The following is a 24058-nucleotide window of genomic DNA, read 5'->3' on the forward strand; positions in this document are numbered from 1 at the left end:
GTCACGCGCCTCGTTCGAGAGGCGCGACAGCAGGAAAGTGAGCCCATGAGCAGCAAAGCCGCTTTCCCATCGAAGGTCTCGGGATGCTGGAGAGCGCACCCCGGCCGGCTGCTATGTCTCGGCCTCGCGGTGCTCGCGCTCGGATGCAGCGAAGAGCCGGGCCCCGAGGTCACCGGCATATCCCATGTCCTCCTCTTCAACGAGTTCGCGGGGGAGTATCGGTTCACGCTGGACACGGGCAGGGGTGGAACCCAGCCGATCCAGAGCGACGACACATGGTACATGAGCTGCGATGTGAGCATTCCTGATTCTCCGTCGATGTACGTGGCCCGCAAGGACCATGCGGAGGTTGCCCAGCGTGAGCCCGACGCCATCACCATCATGTTTCTCAGGGTATGGCCGGAGTCGTCATCGGAGCGTAGCGTCGCCGCGATGCTCGACGATTATTACTACGTGATGGGCACGTGCCCGGTCACGTTCGAGGCGGCGGACAACGACCCCGCCGCAGGCACCTTCTCGGCAGATGCCTGCGCTGTGGCGACGAAGTTCGGGGACGAGGGCCGTCTCGAATTTGCCGAGTTTCATGTCAAGAACTGCAACACGGAGCCGTCCGAGTGAAGTGCGCCGACGGGCGTCGGGGAGATTCGGGCTTGCGCGCTCACCGGACGCCCCCTCACCGAGAGTAGAACACCGGCCGCTCCGCCCGGAGAGCGGCCCACCGACAGATCAGGAGCACCACGATGCGATCCGTCCTGCCGTTCGCGCTCGCTGGCGTCACCGCCGCAGCGTGCGCCCTCGAGACCCCTTACATCGAGGAGCCAAAGCCCATGTGGCTCTGGACCGGCGACCCGACGGAGGCGCCGCCGTGCCCGGATGGCGCCGAGCCGGCCTGGGATGGATGGCAATACGAGGACCCGTCGCCGGACTGTGGCGAGTGCTCCTGCGCCCCGGCCACGTGCAAGCCCTCGACGGCGTACGAGACCTTCGGCGCAGCGTGCGGCGAGGAGACGGTGCCCACGAACCACGTCGACCTGCCCGAGGGCTGGGACGGTGGGTGTTTCGCCCCGCCGTTCCCCGTCCCGACGCTGTCCTACGCGTCGATCCTCTACCGTCCTCCGGTCGTGGTGCCGTGCGAGCCCTCGCCCACCCCCGAGCCGCCGGCGCTCACCGCCGAGATCGGGAGGGCTTGCCGGGCGGACGCGGCGCTGGCGCCGCCCTCGGGCTTCGTGTCCTGCATGACCTCGACGGTGGATGCCGTCTGCCCCGCCGAGCTCCCCCTTCGACGCGTGTTCACCAAGCACCGCATCGACTACCGCACGTGCTCGCCGTGCGAGTGCGCCCCGCCGAGCGAGCTGGAATGCACCGTGCACATCACGGCCTATGCGGACAGGGCCTGCGAGCAAGCGTTCGACAGCGCAACGCTCTCGTTCACGGACGATCCCGTGTGCCATGACTTCCCGTCGCCGTCCCGACCGAACTTCACGGCGCTGCAAGCCGAGCCCGCGGCCCCCATCGCAGGCGCCTGCGCCCCCGTGCAGCGCCGCTCCGTCGTCGTCGACCAGATCGTACGGAGCCCCCCAAAGTTCCTCTGCTGCGAGCAATAAGGCCCTACCCAGCTCCGGCGCGCTACACCAGGCTGCCGGAGCGCCGAGGAGCGAACCCCTCTCCTCCTGGCTCACGTGGCTCTCTTTATCTTGTGGAGGTCGTTCTGTCGCATCGATAACGAATGATAGCGAAGTTTATTGATCGGGATCGCGCAAGCTGCGGGCAGCTTCTTGCGCGGCTCGCTCCCAATCCGAACCGAACAGACCCTCCATGCACTGGAGCGAGAGCTGGTACAGCTCGGGCGGCCGTTCCCCTCCGGCCAGCGCTGCGGAGCCCATCGTGTGAAGCCGGCGCATCCGCTCGATGTCCTCCAGGGTGATGGTCATGGGGCCTTGAATGCGCCCGTCCACATGCTCCATCATCGCCCACTCGACGGCGCCCATGGTGTTCTCCCACGCGGATGGATCGACCCCCAGATCGGCGTCACCGCGCTTCAGTGCGCCGGCCAGAAGATAGATATAGCCCATGGCGACGACCTGGGCATCGACCGCCCATGCGAGCTCTTCTTCCAGGTCTTCCGCGTCAGTCCGCTCATCGCTGGTCATGGCGTGGACTGTACTCCGGTTCTTAGGGGCTGCCAGCGGGCAGGACCCATCATGGCCCCGCCACGGTTCCAGGTCGCCCTCGCGCTCCAGGACGGCGCGCAGCGCGGCGAGCGCCCTCGCGCGGTGCTTGTAGAGCGTCGACAGGGACATCTTGGCCGCCTCCGCCATGCGCGCCATGGGGATCCCCTCGAGATCGTGCGAGACGAGGACCGCGCCGAGCTTCGGGTCGATCTCTCCCAGCGCCTCGACGACGCGAACCTCGACGCGGCGGCTCGCCATCGCGTCCGCGGCGTCCGGCGCGGGATCGACGGGATCCGGCAGCTCCGCCATCAGCTCCTCCCAGCGGTGCCGCGCGCGTTCGTGGTAGTGAGCCACGACGTGCACCGCGATCCTGTTCAACCAGCGCTCCGCGGTGCCGCGCCTCGGGTCGAACGTGCGCCAGCTCTTCCAGGCCTGCAGCCAGACCTGGCCGGCGACATCACCGCGATCTCGCTCCGGAACCCCGAGGCGCGCGAGGCAGAGCAGCACGTCGCGGCGGGCCCTCTCACCACCGAACAGGCGCGCGGCGGCCGAGGCGCGCGCTTCTTCGAGCTTCGTCCCATCCATCGGATCGGCTCCCATGGCGAAACTCCGGCCTACACGCGAGGCTTGCTGCCCGTGCCGGGCTGGGTGGCCTCAAAGAGCGAGCGCTCGACCTCTGCCCATCCGTCGCCGTCGCCAGGACGAGCGTCTCCACGCAGGACCGGGAAGTCCGTGAGCGTGGAGGCCCGCCCGAGCGCCGGCGTCCCGCCCGGCGTCGGCGCGGCGCCCGGATGCTTGCCGCGCGGCTTCGGTGGTGGAGGCAGACCGCCGAGCTCACGCCGTGCCGTGCTCGCGCCCGGCGGCTCGGAGACGGCGGGGAGCCTGGGCTCCGCGGCGGCGCGCTGGGCGGGCGGAGCCGCGGGCGGCTGCGGTGCGACCGGGCGACTGACCGGCGGAACTCGTGGAGTCGCCGGCTCCGCTACGGCGCGGCCCTCATCGACGAGCTGGAGCACGGGACGCGGCTCGGGAGGCGCCCCCTTGCGCCCGCGCTGCGCGCCGTCGATCAGCATCACGACCGTCTGATCCACCTCCGCGCGGTAGTCGTCGTGCAGCCGCCACAGGTGCTCCCAGTAGCGAGCGGGCGCGCCGGTGAACAGCTCCAGCTTCCGCGCGAGGCCTGGCCTCACCGGCAGCGCGTTCTTCAACAGCCTGTCCACCTCGCCCGGCTGGAGATCGGTGGTCCGGGCCAGATCTCGCTTCCAGTCGGCGTGCCAGGAGCACAAGCCCTCCAGGACCGCCCCGGGCGACGGGACGGCCCGCTCTCGAAACTCCGTCGCTTCGGCGACGATCGCGTCGATGTGGCAGTCGAGCAGGCGCCTGAACCGGCCGATCTCCTCGAGCTCCCAGTCCTTGTTCGCGGCCAGCGTCTTGAGGGCCGCATCGCGCGCTCGTTCCGCGGCCGCGCGGAACCCGCGTTCCTTCCCCAGCGCCTCGCGCGCGGCGAGGGCCAGGCCGAACGCGAAACACGCCACGATCCCCAGCGCTATCGGCGATAAAGACACCATCGCATCGAGTACCCGGTGCATGCTCTGACCTCCAGAAGGCGCGGCGCAGCCCAAGCCGGCAGCCGCGGCGTAGTGCTCTTCGCTATCAGGTCCGGGTGCGGCACCGACGCCGCGCCCGCTACAGAAGTCGGCGCTCGTCTCGCGAGCCCAGGTGAAGCGAATCCGCGCTGATCCCCTCGTTCGACAGGCCCGCCTTGCGAGCCCTGGCCTGCACGATCATGGTGACGCCGCGTTCGGACAGCCGTCCACCGCGCTGGCCCCATCGGTTGATCCCGACGAAGAGCGGCCCGCTGGGCACCAGCGCGCCGGCGTCGATCCACGAGCACACCGCGAGCGGCGTGCTCGTGATCGGATCATGCCCCGGCGCGATGAGGATCCGCCGCGCCGGCACCAGGAGCTCGATCCCTTCGCCGCGGCGGACGACGTCGGCGACGTTCAGCTCGACGAGCTCCGCGGGTCGAAGCCTCGCCGCGAAGCCCACGAGCAGCAGCGCACGATCGCGGAAGGCGGCCAAGTCATCCCCCATGACCGTCACGATCTGCCGCAGCTGAGCCACCGTCAGGCCGGCCGTTCTCTGCGGTTCGTGAGAGCATGTGTCCGCGAGGCGACGCTGCCACGTCATCACGAACGGGTGGCTCGTGGGCGGCGCGTGGCCCTGCAGATCGTGAGCCTTGGCGATCGCGTTGCAAGCGACCTTCAGCGTAGAAGCCGACGGGCGCTCCTCGGCGAGCATGGCGAGATAGAGGACCAGGAGCCGGGGCCGCGCAGGGAGCGCGGGCGAAGGGCGCGCGGCGCAAAAGGCCGCGAACTTCCGCCACTGAGCCGCGTAGAGCCGGCGCGTGTTGTCGGACAGCGCGACATTGTCGAACAGGCTTTGGAGCTCCGTGCTTGTCTTCGCGGCTTCGTCGCGATCCATGGTTGCCAGCCCCCCGTGAGCTGAACACGCCCCTAGACACACTGAGGCGCTGACGCGCCGACCCGTCGCTGCGCTCGGCCTTCGCGGCTCGTCAGGAATGCGTCTGTCGCCTTGCCAGACTGTGCTTCAACATCGGAACCAACGCGAGCAATAACGGAAGTTATAGAGAGAGAGGGGCTGGCACCGGCTACGCGTCCGGCGCGAGCACCGGCGCGTCGCCAACTCCGCGACCTCACAGGAGCCGGCGCTCGTCCCGGGAGCCGACGCGGAGCGAGTCCGCGCTGATGCCCTCGATCGACAGGCCGGCTTTGCTGGCCCTGGTCTGGACGATCAAGCCGACTGCGCGATCGGACAGCCGGCCGCCCAGCTGACCCCATCGGTTGATCCCGACGAACAGCGGTCTGCTCGGCGCGAGCGCGGCAGCGTCGATCCACGACCGCACCGCCGCCGGGGTGCACGTGTGCTGGTGACGCCCAGGAGGGATGATGATCCTCCGCGCTGGCACCAGGAGCTCGATCCCTTCATTGCAGAAGACGATGTCGGTGACATCCAGTCCGACGAGCTCCGAGCGCCGGAGCCTCGCCGCATAGCCGACGAGCACGAGGGCGCGATCGCGCAGGTCGACCAGGTGAGCGCCCATGGCCGCTGTCATCTGCGCGACCTGGGCCGCTGTCAGCTCGACGGCCTTCTGGGGCTCTTGATCGCCTGCTTCGATGAGCCGGCGCCGCCAGGCCACCACGATCGGATGGCTCGTCGGCGGCGCGAAGCCGCGCAGCTCATGCGCCTTGCTGATGGCGGTACAGGCGCCTCTCAGCGTTGAAGCCGACCGGCCGCCCTCGGCGAGCGCGGCGAGATAGGCGACCACGAGGCGCGGCCGTGCCGGAAGCGCGCGAACCGGGCGCGCGCGCGAGGCGCGCGTGACGCACCACCCCACGAAATGGTGCCATTGCGCGCTATAGACCCGACGCGTGTTGTCAGGGAGATCGACTCCGTCGAACACGCTCTGGAGCTCGGTGCCGTTCTTCGCGGCTTCGTCGCAGCCCATGATCACCACCCCGGTGAGACGGACACGGTCCTCGGCGCACGCTCCTGACCCCCGAGGTGGTTCGGAGGTGCCTGCGCCTGTGCCCGGACTATGCATCAATATCGGAAGCAACGCAATCAATAACGGAAGCTATAGCTAACCCCCGTGGATCTCCTGCTGGTCCCGGGGCCGAGCCTTGTCGTGCTCGGCGCCCACCCTTTGCACTTGACAAGCTCACTGGATCGTCGGGGGCCACGAGGTCCGCGAGGGCCTGTCCCTCGATTCGCGGCCAGCAGCCGGCGCAGGCGAGCGCGACGAAGGCGGCGAGGTTGTGGAGCATCTTCTCGTAGCAGGCGGGCTACCGCCCCCTCGCCAGATCGACGGTGCAGGATATGGGAAATGTAGACCGCGGAAGGAATGCACGGCGTCAGCCGAGCCGCTCCCGCTCCCAGCGCTCCTGCTCGGCGATCGACGCTTCGGCGGCGCGCACGCCCGAGATGAAGAGCTCCGCGTCCGCTGGATCGTCCAGGTCCACACCGAGCTGGAGCAGCACGAGGCGGTTGCGCGCCGGGACCGAGCGGAGGATTTCGGCGGCGGAGCGGCGGCGGGGCACGGGCGCGAGCCTATCACGCCCCGCAGTCGTGCTAGGTGCCGCAAGCGCCCGCGCCACCCGCCCGCAGGTGTTGCAAGCCCGGTCGCGCCCCGCTCTCGGGTGCTGCAAGCCCGGTCGCGCCCCGCTCTCAGGTGCTGCAAGCCCGGTCGCGCCCCGCTCGCAGGTGCTGCAAGCCCGGTCGCGACCCGCTCGCAGCACCTGCGAGCCTACCGGCGACCTGCTCTCCGCTGCTGCAAGGAACCGCGGCGCCTCACGCCGGCTTGTCGCCCGAGGCCGCGTCGGCCTCGGCTCCCTCCTCTTCCGGCTCGGTCGCGGCGCTGGCCGCTGACGCCGGCGGGGGATAGCGCTTGAGCAGCTCGAGGAACGGCCTGTGCAGCGCTTCGATCTGCTCGCGCTTCTTCCCCGCGGGCAGGTGCTCGAGGAGCCAGACCATCTCGTCGTGGATGCTGTTGAAGGCGGTCACACAGACCCCCATGGCCTCGCGCAGGCGCATCGACCGCGCTCCCGGCCGGCCCTCCACCGCGCCGCGACCCATCGCCTTCGCCAGCGCGTCGGTCGCCGCCTCGATCCGCTTGATGTGAGGGAGCGCGCCGATCTTCTTGAGATCGGCCTCCATGCGCTTGTTCTTTGCCGCTTCCAGCTGCGAGCGCCCGAAATCGACCTCGGCACCATAGGTCAGGGTGGTCTGCCCGGTGCCGCCACCCTTCAGCATGGCGCGCCGGACCCGCGTCGCGGCCGTGCGCACGGGCGCGTCCTCGTGCTCCTCGGCCGCGGCCACCGTGTAATCGAACGCCCGCTGCGCCGAATCCCATGCCGCGTCGAGCGAGCGGAGCACGTCGTCCGACGCGACCGCCAGCACCTCGTCGAGCCGCGCGATGCTCCACCGCGCGCGCAGCTTCCACGCCACCGGCCGCGGCGCCTCCAAGAGCAGCGGCGCTACCTGATCCGGCGCGTCGTACTTGTCGATCGAGATCTCCTTCCACGCCCCTTCCTCGAGATCACCGAGAAATGCGTGGAACCCCCGGTCGGGGACGTGACTGTACCCATAAGCCGCCATGTCTCTGCGCTCTCCTTTCGCCCTCCCCCGCAAACGCGATTCTATGTTGAGCTCGGCCGGCGAGCGCAAGCGGATCACTCGTCGGGATCGAGCTCCCAGCCGAAGAGCCCCGGCGTGCGCGCGCGGTGCCTGCCGAGCGCGTCGCCGGGGGTCTGCCATCGATCACGGTTCGAGATCCAGCCCACGGCGCAGAGGGTCACGAGGGGGATCGCGACGCGCTCGAGGCCGACTGCGATGCCTCGGGCTCGCCCTGCGCCGGCGCACCCGGCAGCGCCGCGCGGGCGCCGCCTTCGGCATCGAGCGACGCGGCCGCGAAGAGCTCCTCCGGCGAGAGGATCCGGTCGATGTCGAGCAGCAAGAGCAGCCTGTCGCCCACCTTGCCGAGGCCGAGGAGGTGGTCGAGGCGGGCCCGCGTGCCGAACGGCGGCGGCGGCTCGATCGCCGCTGCGTCGAGGTCCACGACGTCGCCCACGGCGTCGATGAAGAGGCCCATCCGGGTGAGCTCGCCGTCGAACTCCGTCTCGACGATGAGGATACAGCTCTGCCGCGTGCTCACCGACGCCGGGAGCCCGAGCCGGACGGCGAGGTCGATGACCGGGATCACCCGCCCCCTCAGGTTGAGCACGCCGAGCACGGCCTGCGGCATCCTCGGCACCCGCGTGATCGCGGTGATCTCGACGATCTCGCGCGCGCGGAGGATGTCCACCGCGAGCTCGTCCCCGCCAACGAAGAACGAGATGTACTGCGACGATCGAGGCTCCGGCGCGGCGCTCACGGGACCTCCGCGCGCCCGGAGGTAGCCCGATCCGCGCCCCGCGACGGAAAGCGCTCGAACTCGGCGTCCTCGTGCAGCGCCGCGGGGGCGCGCGCGGCCCCGTTCGTCCTGGCCCGGGCGAGCGTCGCGAGCACGGCGGCGCCGTTCGAGGCGGCCGGCGAGGCCGGGGCGCCCTCCCGGGAAGGCGGCGCGAGGCGCCGCGCGTCGCCCGCGGCGCGCGGCACGCGGGTGCGCTCGGGGAACGCGAGCTCGTCGCCGACCCGGAAGAAGCGCAGCATGCCCGAGAGCGCGTCGGCCTGCGCCGCGAGCTCCTCGGCCGTGCTGGCGAGCTCCTCGCTGATCGCGGCGTTGCGCTGCGTCACCTCGTCGACGCGGCGCATGGCGCTGTTCACCTGGCCTACCGCGTCGGCCTGGCTCACCGACGCGGTCGCCACCTCCTGCGTGAGCGACGAGGTCCGTCGTATCGCGGGCGCCATCTCCTCGAGCAGCTGCCCCGAGCGATCGGCGACCTGCACGCTCGTCGACGCGCGCGCGCCGATCTCCTTGGCGGCGGCCTGGCTCCGCTCCGCGAGCCGGCGGACCTCGCTCGCGACCACGGCGAAGCCGCGGCCGTGCTCGCCGGCCCGGGCCGCCTCGATCGACGCGTTCAGCGCGAGCAGGTTGGTCTGGTAGGCGATCTCCTGCACGATCGACACCTTCTCGGCGATGTCGCGCATCGCGGCGACGGTGCGCTGGACCGCCTCGAGGCTCTGGTCCGCGGCGGCCGCGGCGCCGTTGGCGAGCTCGCCTGTCTGCTGGCTGCTCTCGGCGTTCTTCTGGATCGAGCCGCTCACCTCCGAGAGGCTCGCCGACGTCTCCTCCACCGCGGCCGCCTGCTCGCTCGTGCCCTGCGACAGGTTCTGCGAGGTGGCCGAGATCTGCGTCGAGGCGGCGGCGAGCGACTCGGCGCCCGTGCGGATCTCCAGGAGGACGGTCGAGAGCTTGTCCGCCATCTCCGCCATCGCCTCCTCCAGCTGCCCGACCTCGTCGCGGCCCGCGGCCACGCCCCGGTGCCGCAGATCACCCTCCGCGATCCGCCTGGCGAGCCCCACGGCCGAGCTCAGCGGCCCCGTGATGCTGCGCGAGACGAGGACGCTGACGACCACGCCGACCGCCAGGGCCGCGAAGGCGATGAGGCCCATCTCCCGCGAGGCGCGCTGCGCGTCGCCGCTGAGCGACGCCTGCAACGCCTCCATGTCCCTCGTGCTCGCCTGGGCGAAGCTCTCGGCCGAGTCCTCGAACCGATCGATCTCGCTCTTGACGCCGGCCATCGCGGTGTTCGCCGCCTGGGCCGTGGGCAGCTGCCCGGCGAGCGCGTCTTGCATCACGCGGCGAAAGCCGACGACGTAGCTCGCCACGTCGCGCCGCATCGCGGAGACCGACTCCCGCTCCCGGGGCAGCGTCACGATGCGCTCGAGCTCGTCCAGCCGCCGCTGGATCTCCGCCTCGGACTCGTTCCATCTCTCCTGATAACCCTGCTGGAGCGGGCGATCGCCCATGCTGAGGAAGCAGTCTTTCTCGTAGCGGCGGAGCTCCATGAGGTCCCGCTCGAGCTGCATCGCGACCGCGAGCTCCCGGACGTCCGACACGAGGATCTCGTGCGTCTGCTGCGCGATGGACGTCAGGCTGAGGTGCCCCGAGATCGCGATGGCGACCATGAGCATCGCCATGAACGTGAGCGAGAGCGTCAGACGCATCGCAATCTTGAGCCGGTTCATCGTGTCCTTCCTTCCGGATCCATCGCCCCTTCCCGCGCCTTCAAGGGCGGCGTTCGCCGCCGTCGATCCAGGGGCGGGAGCTCGCCACCGCCGTCGCGGCCGCGGGAGAGGTCGTTCAGCAGAGCGTCCACATCGAGGATCAGCGCGAGCCTGCCGTCGCCGAGGACCGTGGAGCCCGTGATGCCCCGGGTGCGGCGGAAGAGCCGGCCGAGCGGCTTGATGACGGTCCTGCCCTCGCCGTCGAGCGAGTCGACGACGAGGCCGGCCTGGCCCCCCTCGTGGGCCACCACCACCACGCTCTCGCGGGCCGGCGCAGGCCCGGAGAGGGCGAAGAGGTCGCGGAGCCGCACGCACGGCAGCGCGCGCCCGTGCACGTGGAGGATGCCGCCAGGGCCCGCGGCGGAGGCGCCGCTCGGGAGCCCGACGCAGGAGACGACCGCGCGGAGCGGGATGACATACCGCTCGCCGGCGGCGCTCACCGAGAAGCCCTCGATGGTCGCGAGGGTGAGCGGGAGCCGGAGGATCAACGTGGTGCCGACCCCCGCGGCGCTCTCGATGCCTATCGAGCCCTCCAGCGACTCGACGCGGCGCCGCACCACGTCCATGCCCATCCCCCGGCCGGACAGGTCGGAGACGGTCGTGGCGGTGGAGAAGCCCGGCTCGAACACCATGCCGTAGATCTCGCTGTCGGAGAGCGCAGCGGGGTCCGCGCACCTGCCCTGCGCGCTGGCCCGCGCCGCGATCCGGGCGCGGTCCATCCCCGCGCCGTCGTCGGAGACGCGGAGCGCGATGCCGCCGCCCTCGTGGGTGGCGCGCAGGGTGATGGTCCCGCGCGGGTCCTTGCCGCACGCCTTCCGCACCTCGGGCGGCTCGAGGCCGTGATCGATGCCGTTGCGGATGAGGTGGGTCAGCGCGTCGCGGAGGCGCTCGATCACCGCGGTGTCCACCTCGACCTCGCCGTGCACGACCACGAGGCGCGCGAGCTTGCCGTGCGACCGCGCGAGATCGCGCACCGCGCGCTCGTACTGCCGGAACCAGGGGCCGACAGGCACCATCCGCGCGCGGCGGATCGCCTCCTCGAGCTTGGTGTTCAGCCGATCCAGCTCCTCGAGGCCGTCGCGCAGCGCCGCGCCGACGGCGCCGCCCGCGAGCTGGACCTCGCGCGCGATCCGGTTCCGGGTGATCGCGACCTCGCCGATGAGATCGACCATGCAATCGAGCTTCTCGACCGTGATGCGGACGGTCTTCGCGCCCGAGCCCCGGTCGCCCTCGTCCGCGGCGCTCGAGGTGGCCCCCTTCGACGTCGAGGGGGTCCCCTCTCGCTCGGTGCGCCGGGCGTTCCTGAGCCGCTCGAGCACGCCCGCGGGCAGGGAGGTCGACCCCGGCGGCTCCTCTCCGCCGTCCATCTCCGCGAGCTGGCGGCGCGCCGAGTCGACCGTCTCGAGGAGCAAGGAGACCACCATGCCGGTCACCGGCAGCGTGCCCCGGTGGAGATCCTCGATCACGTCCTCGGCGGCGTGGGTGAGCTCGCTCAGCCCGTGGGCGCCGACGGAGCTCGCATTGCCCTTCATCGTGTGGGCGACGCGGAAGATGCGCTCCAGGAGGTGGCCGGCGTCGGGCCGCCGCTCGAGCTCGAGGAGCGCGCCCTCGAGCTCGTCGAGGTGCTCCGCTGTCTCGGCGGCGAACATCTGCATGAGCGCGGCCCGCTCGGCATCCATCGCGATCACAGGGGCTGGATGGCGGCGCTGCCGTCGTCGGTGCGGAAGATGAGCTTCCGGCCCTGGCTGCCGCCCGTGTCCTGGTGGACGACCCGGATCCCGGCGGCGCGCAGCATCATGAGCCCGACCGCCACGTTCTGGTGCCCGAGGTGAGAGTCCCGCTCCCGGAAGGCGGAGATCATGCAGGCGCCTCCGACGATCCGGGCCTGGAGCGAGCGGGGCGTGGCGCCGAAGGCCGCGAGGCGATCGACGAGCTGCTGAAAGGCGGTATCTCCGAAGCGCCCGAGCGCCAAGCCGAGGTTCGGGCAGCTGGGGAGCACGTAGTGATTCATGCCGCCCACGCCGAGCGCCGGCTCCCAGAGGCAGATCGCGACGCACGAGCCGACGATCGTGGTGATGATCGTCGGCTCGTCCGACGCGAAGATGTTGCCCGGCGTGAGGTAGTGGGCCAGCGGGCCGCGCGGGGGGGGCACGCTCAGCCGCGCTCCTCCCGCGCCGAACCGCTGGGACGGGGGCTTGAGCATCGTCATCGCATCTCCGGGGCGCCGCAGCGCTCCCGCCCCGCGCAGAACGGTCCGGCAGCCAGGGTGCCGAGCGCCTCGAGAAGACCCTTATCGAGCGGCCCGAGCGCGGGTTTCTGCGAGAGCAGGTGGAAGACGGCGATGACGCCGACCACGCGCTCGTCCATCGTGAGCGGGACACAGGCCATGACGTCGCCCTCGCCGCGCGCACAGGGGGCCTGGGGGGCTGCCGCGTCGCTGCCGAGCGCGGCGCCCTGCCGGAAATACGGCTCGATCCGCCGCGCCACGCGGCCCACGACGCCCTCTTCCGGCGCCACCAGGACGGCGGACGACGGATCGACGCCGTAGGCCGCGACGACCCTCGCCGCCCCGCTGCCATCGATCTCGAAGACGGCGATCTCCTCCGAGCCGACGAGGTTCGCGATGATGTCCTGGAGGGCGCGGCACGCCTCCTCACGGGTCCGGAGCGGCAGGAGCCGGCGGCTCGCGACATAGAGGCTCGCGAGCTGCGAGCGCTGCTGTTCCTCTGCTGCGCATCGGCCTTCGGCGTGCGCGAGCGCCGCCTCGGCGCGGGCGGCGCGGGCCTCGAGGCGCCCATGGGCCCTCCGAGCCCGGCCGAGCAGCCGGCCGAGCGCGCGGGCGCGCCGCGCGAGCCTCTTCTTCTGCCCTTCGAGCGCGCTCACGTGCGCTCTCGGCGATCCCTCGCGGCGCACCGCGTGCTCCACCCAGCGCTCAGCTTGTCCATCACGCGACATGTCGGTCTTCACCTCATTCGCCGAGACAGCTCTTGACCTTCTCGAGGAGCTCCAGGGAGTCGATCGGCTTCGTGATGTAGTCCGAGCAGCCACTGCGAAACCCCTCCTCCCTGTGCGAGACCTCGCCTCGGCTCGTGACGAGGACAATCGGCGTCTCCCGCGTCGCCTCCTCCGATCGCAGCCTCCGGCAGGCCTCGAATCCATCCATCGCGGGCATGATCACGTCGAGCAGGATCAGATCAGGCCGCTCGGCGAGCGCCTTGACCACCCCGGCGCTGCCGTCCTTGGCAGTGACCACGTCATAGCTCTTCCGGAGGATCATCTGCTCCATCATCAGGACGGTCTCCGAGTCGTCCACCAGCAGGATCTTCTTTCGAGACACCGCCGCCTCCCCTCGCAGGCAACGAAGACCACTCGAGCGCTCGCCCGTGCGGCTCGAACGCCACCTTTCCCCAAGGGGCGTCGCCTTTCCTGAAGGTACGCTCGGGACACGCCCCAAGTAAACATCAATCGAGGCGAGACCACTTCGGCACACAGCGTCTTTCCTGCTGGGCCCGAGGGTCGGCCCGCCGGACTCAGCCTTCTCGACAGCGCAGGTGCGAGGCCGGACGCCACGGCGAGAGCGCCCGTGTCTGGCGGAGCCCGGCGGGCCTCTGTTCCGGGTTGTGCGTCGCGGCGCGGGAGCTTGGCCGTGCGATCGTCCGGTGGTACCAGGACACGATGGACGTGAGAGCCGGGCCGCCTTCCCATGATCCTGCGCGCACGGCGCTGCTGATCATCGACATGCAGAACGACTTCCTCGCGGAGGGAGGCGCGTTCTCGAAGCGGCACTGCGATCCGCGCCAGCTCGCGCAGGCCGTGGCCTGGCTCGTGCGCGCGGCGCGCGCGCAGGGGCGGGTCGTGGTGTGGGTGACGTCGGTCTACGGCGAGATCGACGCGGCCCCGGACGCGCTCCGCGGGCAGACGCACACCGGCAGCGCGTGCTGCGCCCGCGGCACATGGGGCGCCGAGCTGTTCCCGGCGCTCGTCCCGGCGCGCGCCGAGCGCCCCGCGGGGACCGCGGAATGGCATGTCGAGAAGCGCTGGTATTCGGCGTTCCGCGAGACCGAGCTGCACGCCCGGCTGGAGCAGGCGGGCGTGACCGCCGTGGTCCTGTGCGGCGTCGCGACCAACGTGTGTGTCCTCGCCGCCGCCCGCGACGCGCGCCGGCTCGGCTACGACGTCGACATCCTCGGGGACGCGACCGCGGCGGGCACCGCGGGCAAACACGCCGTGGCGCTGCGCGAGATCGAGGGCCTCGGCGGCCGGCGACGCAGCTGGGCCGACCTCCTCTCCGACGGACCCGGGCCGCTGCACATCGCAGGTATCGGCGCGGGCGAGACGGCGCTGTGGTGCGGCGCCCTCGACGAGCGCCTCGCCGGGGAGGCGGGCGCCTTCGCCGCTGTCGAGCGCGAGGTCGCCTGGACGACGATGCGCCACCGCGGCGGGGAGGTGCCGCGCCTCGTCGCGATCCAGGGCGAGCGCTCGCCCGACGGCGCCATGCCGCTCTATCGCCACCCGGTCGACGAGCAGCCCGATCTCTGCCCCTTCACCCCCGCCGTCGACCGCATCCGCAGGGAGGTCGAGCGCCGCGTCGGGCACCCGCTCAACCATTGCCTGCTCCAGCTCTACCGCACGGGGCGCGACTGGATCAGCGAGCACTCCGACAAGACGCTCGACCTCGTGCGCCCGTCGTTCATCGTCAATGTGTCGCTCGGACGACAGCGCACCATGGTGCTCCGGCCCAAGCGCGCCGAGGACGGGGACGCTCTCCAGAAGGTCCCTTTGCCGCACGGCTCACTGCTCGTCATGGACCTGGAGACGAACGGCCGATTTTATCACGCCATCCGCCAGGAGGGGGACGCGGAGGGCGAGGGCGACGGCCCGACGTCGCCCTCGCGCATCTCGCTCACGTTCCGGCACATCGGCACGTTTCACGATCCGGCGACCGGGGCTGTCTGGGGCGTCGGCGCGCCCACGTCCGATCGCGCCGAGGCCGAGGCGCGCGCCCGAGCCCGATCCGCGGTCCCCGGGCCGGAGCGTGAGGCGGCGGAGCGCGCCGAGGCAGAGCGGATGTTGCAGCTCTTCCGCGCCGAGAACATCGACCCCACCTTCGACGCCGCCGCGTACCGCCCGGGCTTCGAGGCGCTCAATTTTCGCACGCTCCGCGCGTCGCAGGAGCCCGGAGGCGACCGATGAGCGCGCAGCGCGCGGTGTATTTCGTGAACGGCTCGATCTCGAGCTGGCGCGTCCTGATGGCGGTCCACGAGAAGGGCCTCGCCTTCGAGCCACGCCGCCTGCGCGTGATGCGGGAGCCCCGGGAGACGCGCACCCCGGAGTTCCTGGCCCTCAACCCGCGGGGCCAGGCCCCGGTGCTCGTCGAGCCCGACGGCACCGTCATGAACGAGTCGCTGGCGATCCTGACGTACCTCGAGCTGCGGTATCCCGAACCCCCGCTCCTCCCGCCGCTCGCCGAGCCCGGCGCGCTCGCCCGCGCGCTCGCCTTCGCGCAGGAGTCCGAGGCCATGGCGTGCGTCTACGACCCGCTGGAGAGCCTCTTCGAGGCCGGCGCGGCAGCCATCTCGCCGGACCGGCGGGCGGCCATCCTTGGCGCGCTCTCGGGCGTGGAGCGGGAGCTCGCGCTGTGGGAAACGCGGGCTCAGGAGACACGGTTCATCGCGTCGGACGCCTTCACGCTCGCGGACTGCGCGTTCTACCCCGTGCTCGCCTACATGCAGCGGCGCGGGCTGTCGCTCGCCGGCTATCCAGCGCTCGACGCCTACGAGCGCAGCGTGCGGGGTCGCCCCTCGGCGGTGGCCTCGTATCCCGAGGGCTGGTCCCACGACCGGGCGCGCCCCGACCTGTTCGCGCAGGCGCGGGCGCTCGCCGCTGCGACGTAGCGCGGCCGCCCCGCCGGCAGCGGGGTGAAGGCGGCCCGCCCGATGCGTGGACAGGTCGTCGAGCGCGCCGCCCTCGCGCACGGGCTCGAGCTCACGAATCTGTGATTCAAGGTGATTGATCGCGTTCGCCGAAATGGTTTCGGGGACGAACTTCGGCGATCCGCCGCTTCATCTGGGCTGAAGTCGGCCAACGCCACTGAATCTTTCGGAGCTGTCATTCGACCGGGACTCACCGAGCGCGATCGATCGCCGTTCCGTTGCGTGGCGAGCTGAATAGTTGCACTAGCTTGTTCTTGACATGAATGCGCGCTCGGACGTCTTATTTGCGCCGCGATACCAGCTGCCGTTCCGGTGAGCGCAAATTCAACCGACGAGCGTTGATTATGCCCGCTCCAGGAGGTCCATCCATGCGAACGCTCGCCACTCGAACCGCCCGCGTTGCCCTCGGTCTCTGCCTCACAGCCGCTGCCTGCGGGCAGTCCGAAACGGACCTATCCGGGCAAGGAGGCGCGGGCGGCTGGGGCAGCTCGGGCAGCGAGAGTGCGACCAGCAGCGGCGACACGACGTCGAGCTCCAGCTCGAGCGGCGGCACGACGTCCAGCTCCAGCTCCAGCTCGAGCGGCGGCACGACGTCGAGCTCCAGCTCGGGTACGGGTCCCGACGAAACCCCTGTCGAGAACGAGAGCGCCGATTGCGAGGTCGCTTCCCTGCCGGAAGCAAGCGCTCTACCCAAGATCTCCAAGCTGCCAGACCCGTTCACGAAGCTCGATGGAACCAGCGTCTCCACCAAGGCAGAATGGCACTGCCGAAGGCAGGAGATACGCAAGCAAGCCGAGAAATATATCTACGGCGAGAAGCCGACGCCTGACGTGGTGACCGGCACCGTCACCGCGAACAAAGTCACCGTACACGTGGAGGCCCAGGGGAAGGCGATCGACTTCAGCGCCGACATCGTGCTGCCCTCCAAGGGGGAAGCTCCCTTCCCCGCAATCGTCAACGTGGGCGGAAAAGGAGGGTTCGGCGGCATCTCGCTGGGTGAAAGCCGCATGCTGGATCAAGGTGTCGCCGTCATCTACTACAACCACAATGAGATCGGCCGGGAGGGCACCGCGGAGCAATCCAGAGGAAAGCCCAACCCGGGAAAATTCTATGACATCTACGGCGGCAACCACTCCGCGGGCCTCTTGATGGCATGGGCCTGGGGCGCCAGCCGGATCCTCGACGTCATCCAGGCGTCCGGAGGCGATATCATCGATCCGACCGGGATCGGTGTCACGGGATGCTCGCGCAACGGCAAGGGAGCATTTGCCATCGGCGCCTTCGACGATCGGATCGCCTTGACGATCCCCCACGAAACGAGCACCGCCGGAGTCCCGGCCTACCGCATCGCCGACGTGCTGGGCAAGGAGCGGACGGACCACAACTACTTCGGCCTGAACTGGCTCAGCAACAACTTCGAGCCATTTGTCTTCAAGAACAATGTCTCGAACGCCGTCAAGCTCCCGATCGACACGCACGCCCTGATCGCGATGATGGCGCCGCGCGGCCTGCTCGTCCTCGAGAACCCGCACCAGGCTCAGATGGGCGCCCCCGCGGGTCATACAGCCACGGCGGCCGGAGCAGCGGCCTACAAGGCGCTGGGCGTGGAGAAGAACGTCAGCTACCACTCGAAGGTCGCCGAAACGGCGCATTGCTCGTACAAGAACGAATACACCGATCTCCTCGTGAAAAATATTTCAAAATTTCTGAAGCACGAGGGGGAGGCGCCAGGGGAATTCGTCGTGGGCTCGGGCGGCTCGCTCAGCATGGCGGACTGGGTGGACTGGGAAGCTCCAACGCTCGAATGATGGCGCCGTTCGGAGGGCGCGATCGTCCCTGAGCCGAGGTGCGCGTAGAGCGGGGCGCAGGAGCGTGGGATGCGGGCGCAGCCGCCCTGCTTCACGCCGCGCGAGGCGCAGGCTGCGCCGTGGCGGCGCCCCGTGTCTGTAGCTGCATCCGCCGCGCCGTGATCACCGCGGCCACGAGCGCGACGATCGTCGTGACCAGGAGCGGCGCGGCGCCGTCGCCGGACATGTGCGCGCGAGAGACGTTGTCGAAGTGGATGCCCAGGTGCGCCGCCCACGCGACGAGCACGCTGCCGCCGGAGCGGAGGTGCAGCGCCGTCATCAGCACGCTGAGCGACGTGATGAACAGGAGGCTGAGCGGCCACGACCACCACGGGACGCCCGGCAGGCACATGGCGGGCAGGTGCCAGAACGTCCATGCGACGCCGAGCACGAGGCTGGCGCGTACGGGTCCCTGCGCCGGAAGGAGCCGCCGGAGGGCATAGCCGCGCCATCCCAGCTCCTCACCCAGCGGGGCGAGGACGGCGATCCCTCGGTGTTCCGGCGTAACAGGCGTGTACAGGAGCGTCGCCGGCAGGCTCCCGCCGGCGAGCGCCAGCAGCGCGAGGCCGAGGAGGTGCAGCGCCGCCGGCGTGCACAGCGCGAGCGGCGCGTAGCCCCAGCCCGTCGGGGCGCGGTGGGGTGACAGGAGCCCCGAGAGCCCCGCTCGGCCGCCCTCCTTCCAGGCGCACACCACGGCCGCGAGCGAGGGGCCGACGGCGCCGAGCACGAGCGGCGCCATGACGACGCCGGGAGGGATGCCGGCGCCCCATTGCTGGAGCAGCAGAGGCAGCTGGCAGAGCCATGTGATAGCGTAGGCGAGGAGGAAGAACCGAGCCACCGGACGAGGCATGGACCGGCGGGACAGCGGCGCGCGCAGGATGTTCCCCGTGGCCGCGCCCGGGCGGCGATTGGAAGGCGGCCGTCGGCAGCGACCGCCACGGCGGCCGGGGTTGTCCCCGCTCCAGCCATTGCGCGAAGCAGCCGGGTCAAATGATGGAACCGCCAAGTCGTCATAAGACGCCAAGACTTTGTGATTCTCTTGGCGTCCTTGGCGGCTTGGCGGTTCAAAAGGCCCCTGATGGAACCGCCAAGTCGCCATAAGACGCCAAGACTTTGTGATTCTCTTGGCGTCCTTGGCGGCTTGGCGGTTCAAAAGACCCCACCTTTGGCCAAAGTCGTCCACCACCCCCGAAGGCATCCCGCGTGGGGCTCACATCCCGCGCGTGCGTCCAAGCAGCGAGCGCAGGATCTCCTCCGCATGCGTCCACAGCAGCGACCCTCCCGCCTCCGGGAGCACGCGCCGCTCTGCCGCGCGCAGCCGTCCGGCGAGCGACGCACCGAAGTCCGGCGAGTGCACCGTGCTCGTGTCCCGCGCGCCGTACCACAGGTCGACCGGCGCGCGGATGCTCCCTGGGTCGAACGGCCACGGGCTCATCGTCAGCACCGTGTCGCGCGCATAGCCGGCCGGCCCCTGCGAGAACGCCTCATCCATCGCGCGCCGGTAAACGCGCTCGAACACCGGGGCGGTGTACACCGCGCGGTCGACGTCCGCGAGCGTCGGAATGACGAAGCTCCACATCGCCTCGGCACTGAACCCGGCGAAGAACGCCTCCGCGCGCGCAGGGTCGGTCGCCACCAGCTCCACGAGCCGCCGCACGTCCGGCGCCAGCGCATCGGCGAACACCGGATTCGCCAGCTCATCGGTCCCAGCGACCACGGCCACGCCAGCCACGACGCCGGCCGCCGCGCAGGCCAGGGCGAACGGCGCGCCCGCCGAGAACCCGACGGCCGCCAAGCCGGACAGCTGCCGCGCCTCGAGGAAGCGCCGTATGTCCTGCGCCCAGTCGCCGAGCGTGCGGCCCGGGGCCTGGTCCGACGCCCCGAGCCCCGGGCGATCCACGGAGATCAGCCGCACGCCGAGCCCGCCGACGACGTCGCCCCCGAACCCCATCGACCGGCTCGTGGCGCCGCCGGGGCAGAGCAGCACCGGGATGCCGTCCTCCGGTCCCCACTCCGCCCAGCCCAGCCGCCGGCCGTCTGGAAGCGCCGTCTTCCCGAGCCGGACCGGCTCCACCACGCCGTTGAGCATGGCCCCAAGGTAGTTGACATGCTCCGAGGATGCCAGGTGCTCCGTGCGTGTCGGGAAGGCGCCGAGACCGACCGGGGTCAGGACAGTGTACCAGGGAGCACACGTGTACGAGCGGCGCAGTTCCGCGTGGAGATGCCACGGACTCCCGTGGTACGGTGATGTTGCCAGGAGGTGAGTGGGGTGAACCTGTGATCGAGCCCGCGCCGGCCTTCGGCGCGCAAGTGCCCATGGATCAACTGCTCGACGGCGCGCCGGCCGGGGAAGGGGACAGGCCATGATCGCGGTCGCCGAGCCGGGCACGCGCACCCTCAGCGACGACGAGTTCGTCCTGTTCCAGAGGCTCGTCAAGCGCCTCTCGGGCATCTCGCTGGGCCCGCAGAAGAAGCCGCTCCTGCTCTGCCGGCTCGGGCCCCGGCTCCGCGTGCTCGGCCTCCGCAGCTTTGGCGAGTACTACCGCCGGGTGACCGCGGCGGGCGGCGAGGACGAGCTCGTGCACATGCTCGACTGCATCTGCACCAACGAGACCCATTTCTTCCGGGAACGCGAGCAGTTCGCGCTCCTCGAGCGCGAGATCCTCCCGGCGTGGGAGAAGAGCGCGGGGCACGGCGCGCCGGACCGCGGAGCGCCCCGCGCGCGCGTCCGCCGCCCGCTGCGCGCGTGGAGCGCGGCCTGCTCGACCGGGGAAGAGCCCTACTCGATAGCGATGACGCTGCTCGACAGCCTGTCCTCCTCCGACGGCAGCGGCGCCGCGGGACGGGCGCCGCGCTGGGCAGGCGGCGCGCCGGCGGGCGTTCCCGGGATCGGCGTCCTGGCGACGGACCTGTCCGTCCGTGCGCTCGAGCAGGCGCGACGCGCGGTGTGGCCGATCGAGCGGGCCTCGGAGATCCCGGACGAGCGCCTGCGCGCCTACATGCTCCGCGGGACGGGCGCAAGCGCGGGCCTGATGAAGGCCGGGCCGGAGCTACGCCAGATCGTCACCTTCCGGCGCTTCAACCTGCTCGACGCGGCGCCCGAGCGATTCGGCCTGTTCGATCTGATCTTCTGCCGGAACGTCTTCATCTACTTCGACGCCGCGACGAAGGCGGAGATCGTGGCGAAGCTCATCGCCAGCCTCGCGCCCGGAGGGCACCTGTTCCTCGGGCACGCCGAGGGCCTTCACGGGACGGACCCCCGCGTGCGATGCATCGCGCCGTCCGTTTATCAGCTCCAGCCTCTGGCAGGGCTCAAGGGAAGCCGGAACCAGTAGCGCTCCTCCGGGGAGCTGCTCCTGAACAGCAGCTCGTCCGACGGAGCCTCTCTCGATGTGACACGCGACGGCGCTCGGCGGTGCGCGGTGCGTGGTGCGTGGTCACGGATGGATGTTGAGCTTGTAAACGCCGGATTCCTGGAACGCGCCGTCGACCACGATGACGATGGTCTGCCCAGCGTCGAGCGACACCGTGACCTCCGACGTGAACAGGTGCAGCTCCTCCCCGAGCACGTCGTCGCTGCACGCGATCTCCTCGCCATAGCAGTCCCCGTCGAACACGGCGAGCACGGTGTCGTAGTCGGAGCCGACCGTATCGATCGTGTACGTCCCCGCCTCCGGCGCGGTGAACAGATAGACCACCTCAGGCGCGTCGATTCCGCCGCAGCTCGCGTCCACCTCGGCGAGGCTCCCCTTGGTCGTCCCGGTCGCGGTCTGCGAGGCGAGGGGCGTGAGCTCTATGGGCTTATCGCACGTGCCGGTGCCGTCGAACAGGTCCAGGTTGAGCATGTAGGCGCCCTCCGCGCCGTGGCTGTCGACGCTGATCAGGGCGGTCTGGCCGGCGTCCAGCCACACGAGCTTGCTCGAGTCCCTGCTATCGTTGACGCAGGCCATCTCGTCGCCCTCGCACCCGCCGTCGCGCACGGACAGGACCGTATCGATCGCGGAACCCACGGTGTTCATGCGGTAGAAGCCATCTGCGGGCGCGGTGAAGCTGTACGTCGCCTCCCCGCCGGGCACCGAGGCGCAGGAGGGCGCCAGGAGATCGGGATAGCCCTCGGTGTTGCCCGTGACCGACTGCGGGACCACGCCGTCGAGCTCGAAGAGAGGGCACGGCGGCGCCTCCCGCTGGGTGATGTTGAGCGTGTAATCGCCGCTCGTCGACACGCTGTCCACGGAGACGATCACCGTCTGACCGGCGGAGAGGAACAGGCTCGCCCGCGAGTGGGTGACGACCCCCGCGGGGTCCACGTTGTCATTGCACCTGAGCGAGGGGCCAGAGCACGAGCCGTCCAGCACCTCCAGGACGGTATCGAGCGCCGAGCCGTTCGTGTCGAAGACGTAGAGCGCGTCGGCCGGGGCGGTGAAGCGGTACGTCGCCTCGGGGGCCCCGCGAGAGGCGCAGTCCGGCGCGAGGTGATCGGCGAGATCCGCGGTCGTGCCCGTGACCGTCTGCGGCACCGTCGAGCCGAGATCGATCAACGGGCACGGCACCTCGTTGACCTCGAGCCGGTAGTCGCCCGTCGCGCCCGCGGTGTCCACCACGAGGACGACGGTCTCGCCGGCCGCGAGCGAGAGCGTGATGAGCGCCGGCTCGAACAGGCCGTCGACGCACGCGATGAGCTCGCCGTCGCACGAGGCGCGGCGCGCCTCCATGAGGACGGGGAAGCTCGAGCCGGACGCGTCGAACGTGTAGAGGCCCTCGCGCGGCGCCGTGAAGCCGTAGGTCGCCTCGCCCCCGGTCGAGAACGTCGCGCACGCCGAGATCAGGTTGCGGAGGTGCTCGTTGTTCCCGGTCACCGTCTGCGGCAGGGTCCCGCCGATCTGGACGCCCGGGCACGGCGGGGCCTCGAAGAGATCCAGCGTGAAGCTCGCCAGCGGGCCGGCCGGGTCCGCCACGGCGACGAGCACCGTCTGACCGGCCTCGAGCGTCGCGAACGCGTTCGACTCGCCGGCGCCGTAGCGGCAGTTGAGCGAGGGGCCCGTGCACGTGCCGCCGTCGAGGACCTGGACGATCAGGTCCGACGGGGCGTGCGCGCTGAACACGTAGGTGCCGTCCGACGGGGCCGTGAACGAGTACGTGGCGTCCGGGGTCGCGCTGATGTCGCAGGTCGCGGACACCGTGTCCTCGCGCAAGACGGTCGTGCCCGTCACCGTCTGCGGCACGACGGGATCGAGGACGGTCGGCGCGCACTGGACCGGCCCGGGCTCGGCCACGCGGAGCGTGAAGTCGCCCTGCGCGCCGCGCGCGCCGCTCACCACCACGAGGATGCGCTCGCCGTCGGCGAGATCGACGGAGATCTGCGACTGGAGGCTCCCCGCGTTGTCGTTGCAGGCGAGCTCCTCGCACGTGTCGGCCCGCAGAGCGCCGAGCGCCGTGTCGTAGGGAGACTCGAAGGTGTCGAACAGGTAGGTCCCCGCGCGAGGCGCCGTGAACAGGAACGCCTGATCGGCCGCGCCGGGCCCCGAGCAGGTCAGCCAGCGGCCGTCGTCGGCGCCGATCGTCGTGCCGGTCACCCGCTGCGGGACGGCGGAGCCGATGTCCCGGGAGGGCTCCGCGCTGCACGCGCAGGTGCCGCCCTCGCAGGGGCGCCCGGGGTCGCAGGCGCGATCGCACCGGCCGCAGTGCTGCGGATCTGCGGCGAGGTCCACGCAGCTGCCGGCGCAGTCGGTGAGGCCCGGGAGGCAGATCGGCCGGCATGTGGAGCCGGCGCACGCGCGTCCCGGCGGGCACTGCGCGCCGCACTTGCCGCAATGGTCCGGGTCGGTGCGCGTGTCGACGCACTCGTCGCCGCAGCGCTTCACGTAGCGGCCCTCGCGGCACTCGGATGGCCCGCCGCCGTCGCCGCCGCCGCCGCTACCACCGCCGCCGCCGTCACCGCCGGTCCCCAGCGGCTCGCAGGCGCCCTTCACGCACGCCGCCCCGGCCGGACATTCCTGGCCGCACGCGCCGCAGTGCTCCGGATCGGCGTGCAGCGCCACGCAGACGCCGTCGCAGACCGAGTAGGGAGCCTCGCAGCGCGGCGCCAGGGTGTCGTCGCCGCCGCACGCGGACGTCGTCGAGAGGACCGCGGCAGGCAGCCAGAGCGCGGCCATCGACAGCGCCTGTCCGAAGCGAAAACCGTGTCTGTTCATCGGCATCCCCCTGCGGCGCGCGCCGTCGACCCGCGCGAGCCGGCGGAGAATGCGAGCGCCTCTCCGACGTCCGGCTCCCGGGCTCCGCGCTGGTGGTTGATGGCTGACGTGGCCGCTCCGCTCATCCGACCCTGCCATCGAGGCCTCGCCGCGCCGGCCGGCGACGACCC

22 protein-coding genes are annotated in these 24058 nt (G+C 70.9%); 6 read left to right on the forward strand and 16 right to left on the reverse strand.

Annotation, left to right across the window (positions count from 1 at the left end; all coding sequences use genetic code 11):
- Positions 1-45: 45 nt before the first annotated feature.
- Both WMF19_RS12735 and WMF19_RS12740 read left to right on the forward strand, forming a co-directional pair.
- Positions 46-618 (forward strand): hypothetical protein, encoded by a 573-nt coding sequence (locus WMF19_RS12735; protein WP_437899332.1) that lies wholly within the window; start codon positions 46-48, stop codon positions 616-618.
- Between the two features lie 122 nt (positions 619-740).
- Positions 741-1604 carry a hypothetical protein gene (locus WMF19_RS12740; protein ID WP_437899333.1) on the forward strand — a complete coding sequence of 288 codons (864 nt, stop codon included), beginning with the start codon at positions 741-743 and terminating at the stop codon, positions 1602-1604.
- A 135-nt stretch (positions 1605-1739) separates the two neighbouring features.
- Here WMF19_RS12740 and WMF19_RS12745 read toward each other — a convergent pair whose 3' ends face one another.
- The 13 genes from WMF19_RS12745 to WMF19_RS12805 form a co-directional block, all read right to left on the reverse strand.
- Entirely contained in the window at positions 1740-2771 is a 1032-nt protein-coding gene (locus WMF19_RS12745; RefSeq protein ID WP_437899334.1) for an RNA polymerase sigma factor, read from the reverse strand.
- A 14-nt stretch (positions 2772-2785) separates the two neighbouring features.
- Positions 2786-3757, reverse strand: coding sequence for a helix-turn-helix transcriptional regulator (locus WMF19_RS12750; protein ID WP_437899335.1), 972 nt, complete (start codon positions 3755-3757; stop codon positions 2786-2788).
- Between the two features lie 97 nt (positions 3758-3854).
- On the reverse strand, positions 3855-4652 hold the full coding sequence (locus WMF19_RS12755) for an integrase (protein WP_437899336.1): 798 nt from the start codon (positions 4650-4652) through the stop codon (positions 3855-3857).
- 232 nt (positions 4653-4884) lie between these two features.
- Complete coding sequence (locus WMF19_RS12760) at positions 4885-5817, reverse strand: integrase (protein ID WP_437899337.1); 933 nt, start codon at positions 5815-5817, stop codon at positions 4885-4887.
- 286 nt (positions 5818-6103) lie between these two features.
- A complete protein-coding gene (locus WMF19_RS12765) occupies positions 6104-6289 on the reverse strand; it encodes a hypothetical protein (RefSeq protein ID WP_437899338.1) in 186 nt (61 codons plus the stop codon).
- A 250-nt stretch (positions 6290-6539) separates the two neighbouring features.
- Positions 6540-7346: a hypothetical protein gene (locus WMF19_RS12770; protein WP_437899339.1), complete on the reverse strand. Its 807-nt coding sequence runs from the start codon at positions 7344-7346 to the stop codon at positions 6540-6542.
- 74 nt (positions 7347-7420) lie between these two features.
- A complete protein-coding gene (locus tag WMF19_RS12775) occupies positions 7421-7546 on the reverse strand; it encodes a hypothetical protein (RefSeq protein WP_437899340.1) in 126 nt (41 codons plus the stop codon).
- Entirely contained in the window at positions 7543-8121 is a 579-nt protein-coding gene (locus tag WMF19_RS12780) for a chemotaxis protein CheW (RefSeq protein ID WP_437899341.1), read from the reverse strand. The genes WMF19_RS12775 and WMF19_RS12780 overlap by 4 nt, the downstream gene beginning before the upstream one ends.
- Positions 8118-9878, reverse strand: a complete 1761-nt coding sequence (locus tag WMF19_RS12785; protein ID WP_437899342.1) for a methyl-accepting chemotaxis protein — start codon at positions 9876-9878, stop codon at positions 8118-8120. The genes WMF19_RS12780 and WMF19_RS12785 overlap by 4 nt, the downstream gene beginning before the upstream one ends.
- Positions 9875-11596, reverse strand: coding sequence for a chemotaxis protein CheA (locus tag WMF19_RS12790; RefSeq protein WP_437901622.1), 1722 nt, complete (start codon positions 11594-11596; stop codon positions 9875-9877). The genes WMF19_RS12785 and WMF19_RS12790 overlap by 4 nt, the downstream gene beginning before the upstream one ends.
- A 5-nt stretch (positions 11597-11601) precedes the next feature.
- Complete coding sequence (locus WMF19_RS12795) at positions 11602-12126, reverse strand: chemotaxis protein CheD (RefSeq protein ID WP_437899343.1); 525 nt, start codon at positions 12124-12126, stop codon at positions 11602-11604.
- A complete protein-coding gene (locus WMF19_RS12800; protein ID WP_437899344.1) occupies positions 12123-12872 on the reverse strand; it encodes a GAF domain-containing protein in 750 nt (249 codons plus the stop codon). Before WMF19_RS12800 ends, WMF19_RS12795 begins: the two co-directional genes overlap by 4 nt.
- A 13-nt stretch (positions 12873-12885) precedes the next feature.
- Positions 12886-13254 (reverse strand): response regulator, encoded by a 369-nt coding sequence (locus tag WMF19_RS12805; RefSeq protein ID WP_437328911.1) that lies wholly within the window; start codon positions 13252-13254, stop codon positions 12886-12888.
- A 338-nt stretch (positions 13255-13592) separates the two neighbouring features.
- Here WMF19_RS12805 and WMF19_RS12810 point away from each other — a divergent pair, with 338 nt between their 5' ends.
- The 3 genes from WMF19_RS12810 (at position 13593) to WMF19_RS12820 (ending at position 17658) form a co-directional block, all read left to right on the forward strand.
- Positions 13593-15110, forward strand: coding sequence for an isochorismatase family protein (locus WMF19_RS12810; RefSeq protein WP_437899345.1), 1518 nt, complete (start codon positions 13593-13595; stop codon positions 15108-15110).
- Positions 15107-15811 carry a glutathione S-transferase family protein gene (locus tag WMF19_RS12815; protein WP_437899346.1) on the forward strand — a complete coding sequence of 235 codons (705 nt, stop codon included), beginning with the start codon at positions 15107-15109 and terminating at the stop codon, positions 15809-15811. Before WMF19_RS12810 ends, WMF19_RS12815 begins: the two co-directional genes overlap by 4 nt.
- A 407-nt stretch (positions 15812-16218) precedes the next feature.
- Positions 16219-17658, forward strand: a complete 1440-nt coding sequence (locus tag WMF19_RS12820; RefSeq protein WP_437899347.1) for a glucuronyl esterase domain-containing protein — start codon at positions 16219-16221, stop codon at positions 17656-17658.
- A gap of 91 nt (positions 17659-17749) precedes the next feature.
- Here the strand turns inward: WMF19_RS12820 and WMF19_RS12825 are convergent, their stop codons facing one another.
- Together WMF19_RS12825 and WMF19_RS12830 are read right to left on the reverse strand one after the other, a co-directional pair.
- Positions 17750-18535, reverse strand: coding sequence for a CPBP family intramembrane glutamic endopeptidase (locus tag WMF19_RS12825; RefSeq protein ID WP_437899348.1), 786 nt, complete (start codon positions 18533-18535; stop codon positions 17750-17752).
- A gap of 372 nt (positions 18536-18907) precedes the next feature.
- A complete protein-coding gene (locus WMF19_RS12830) occupies positions 18908-19786 on the reverse strand; it encodes an alpha/beta fold hydrolase (protein ID WP_437899349.1) in 879 nt (292 codons plus the stop codon).
- Positions 19787-20060: 274 nt separating this feature from the next.
- Here WMF19_RS12830 and WMF19_RS12835 point away from each other — a divergent pair, with 274 nt between their 5' ends.
- Complete coding sequence (locus WMF19_RS12835) at positions 20061-21032, forward strand: CheR family methyltransferase (protein ID WP_437899350.1); 972 nt, start codon at positions 20061-20063, stop codon at positions 21030-21032.
- A gap of 102 nt (positions 21033-21134) precedes the next feature.
- On the opposite strand, the gene WMF19_RS12840 is transcribed toward WMF19_RS12835, so the two are convergent.
- Positions 21135-23888 carry an MXAN_6577-like cysteine-rich protein gene (locus WMF19_RS12840; RefSeq protein WP_437899351.1) on the reverse strand — a complete coding sequence of 918 codons (2754 nt, stop codon included), beginning with the start codon at positions 23886-23888 and terminating at the stop codon, positions 21135-21137.
- Positions 23889-24058: the final 170 nt, after the last annotated feature.

Origin of the sequence: Sorangium sp. So ce124 (genome assembly GCF_051525235.1) — a bacterium.
Lineage (GTDB): Bacteria > Myxococcota_A > Polyangia > Polyangiales > Polyangiaceae > Sorangium > Sorangium atrum.

What these genes read in the sequence shown, in the direction of transcription:
- WMF19_RS12835 (WP_437899350.1), top strand. Translation starts at nt 20,061, where the DNA reads ATGATCGCGGTCGCCGAGCCGGGCACGCGCACCCTCAGCGACGACGAG.
- WMF19_RS12840 (WP_437899351.1), bottom strand. Translation starts at nt 23,888, where the DNA reads ATGAACAGACACGGTTTTCGCTTCGGACAGGCGCTGTCGATGGCCGCG.
- WMF19_RS12810 (WP_437899345.1), top strand. Translation starts at nt 13,593, where the DNA reads ATGGACGTGAGAGCCGGGCCGCCTTCCCATGATCCTGCGCGCACGGCG.
- WMF19_RS12745 (WP_437899334.1), bottom strand. Translation starts at nt 2,771, where the DNA reads ATGGGAGCCGATCCGATGGATGGGACGAAGCTCGAAGAAGCGCGCGCC.
- WMF19_RS12740 (WP_437899333.1), top strand. Translation starts at nt 741, where the DNA reads ATGCGATCCGTCCTGCCGTTCGCGCTCGCTGGCGTCACCGCCGCAGCG.
- WMF19_RS12750 (WP_437899335.1), bottom strand. Translation starts at nt 3,757, where the DNA reads ATGCACCGGGTACTCGATGCGATGGTGTCTTTATCGCCGATAGCGCTG.
- WMF19_RS12815 (WP_437899346.1), top strand. Translation starts at nt 15,107, where the DNA reads ATGAGCGCGCAGCGCGCGGTGTATTTCGTGAACGGCTCGATCTCGAGC.
- WMF19_RS12795 (WP_437899343.1), bottom strand. Translation starts at nt 12,126, where the DNA reads ATGACGATGCTCAAGCCCCCGTCCCAGCGGTTCGGCGCGGGAGGAGCG.
- WMF19_RS12770 (WP_437899339.1), bottom strand. Translation starts at nt 7,346, where the DNA reads ATGGCGGCTTATGGGTACAGTCACGTCCCCGACCGGGGGTTCCACGCA.
- WMF19_RS12800 (WP_437899344.1), bottom strand. Translation starts at nt 12,872, where the DNA reads ATGTCGCGTGATGGACAAGCTGAGCGCTGGGTGGAGCACGCGGTGCGC.
- WMF19_RS12755 (WP_437899336.1), bottom strand. Translation starts at nt 4,652, where the DNA reads ATGGATCGCGACGAAGCCGCGAAGACAAGCACGGAGCTCCAAAGCCTG.
- WMF19_RS12785 (WP_437899342.1), bottom strand. Translation starts at nt 9,878, where the DNA reads ATGAACCGGCTCAAGATTGCGATGCGTCTGACGCTCTCGCTCACGTTC.
- WMF19_RS12830 (WP_437899349.1), bottom strand. Translation starts at nt 19,786, where the DNA reads ATGCTCAACGGCGTGGTGGAGCCGGTCCGGCTCGGGAAGACGGCGCTT.
- WMF19_RS12790 (WP_437901622.1), bottom strand. Translation starts at nt 11,596, where the DNA reads ATGGATGCCGAGCGGGCCGCGCTCATGCAGATGTTCGCCGCCGAGACA.
- WMF19_RS12820 (WP_437899347.1), top strand. Translation starts at nt 16,219, where the DNA reads ATGCGAACGCTCGCCACTCGAACCGCCCGCGTTGCCCTCGGTCTCTGC.
- WMF19_RS12735 (WP_437899332.1), top strand. Translation starts at nt 46, where the DNA reads ATGAGCAGCAAAGCCGCTTTCCCATCGAAGGTCTCGGGATGCTGGAGA.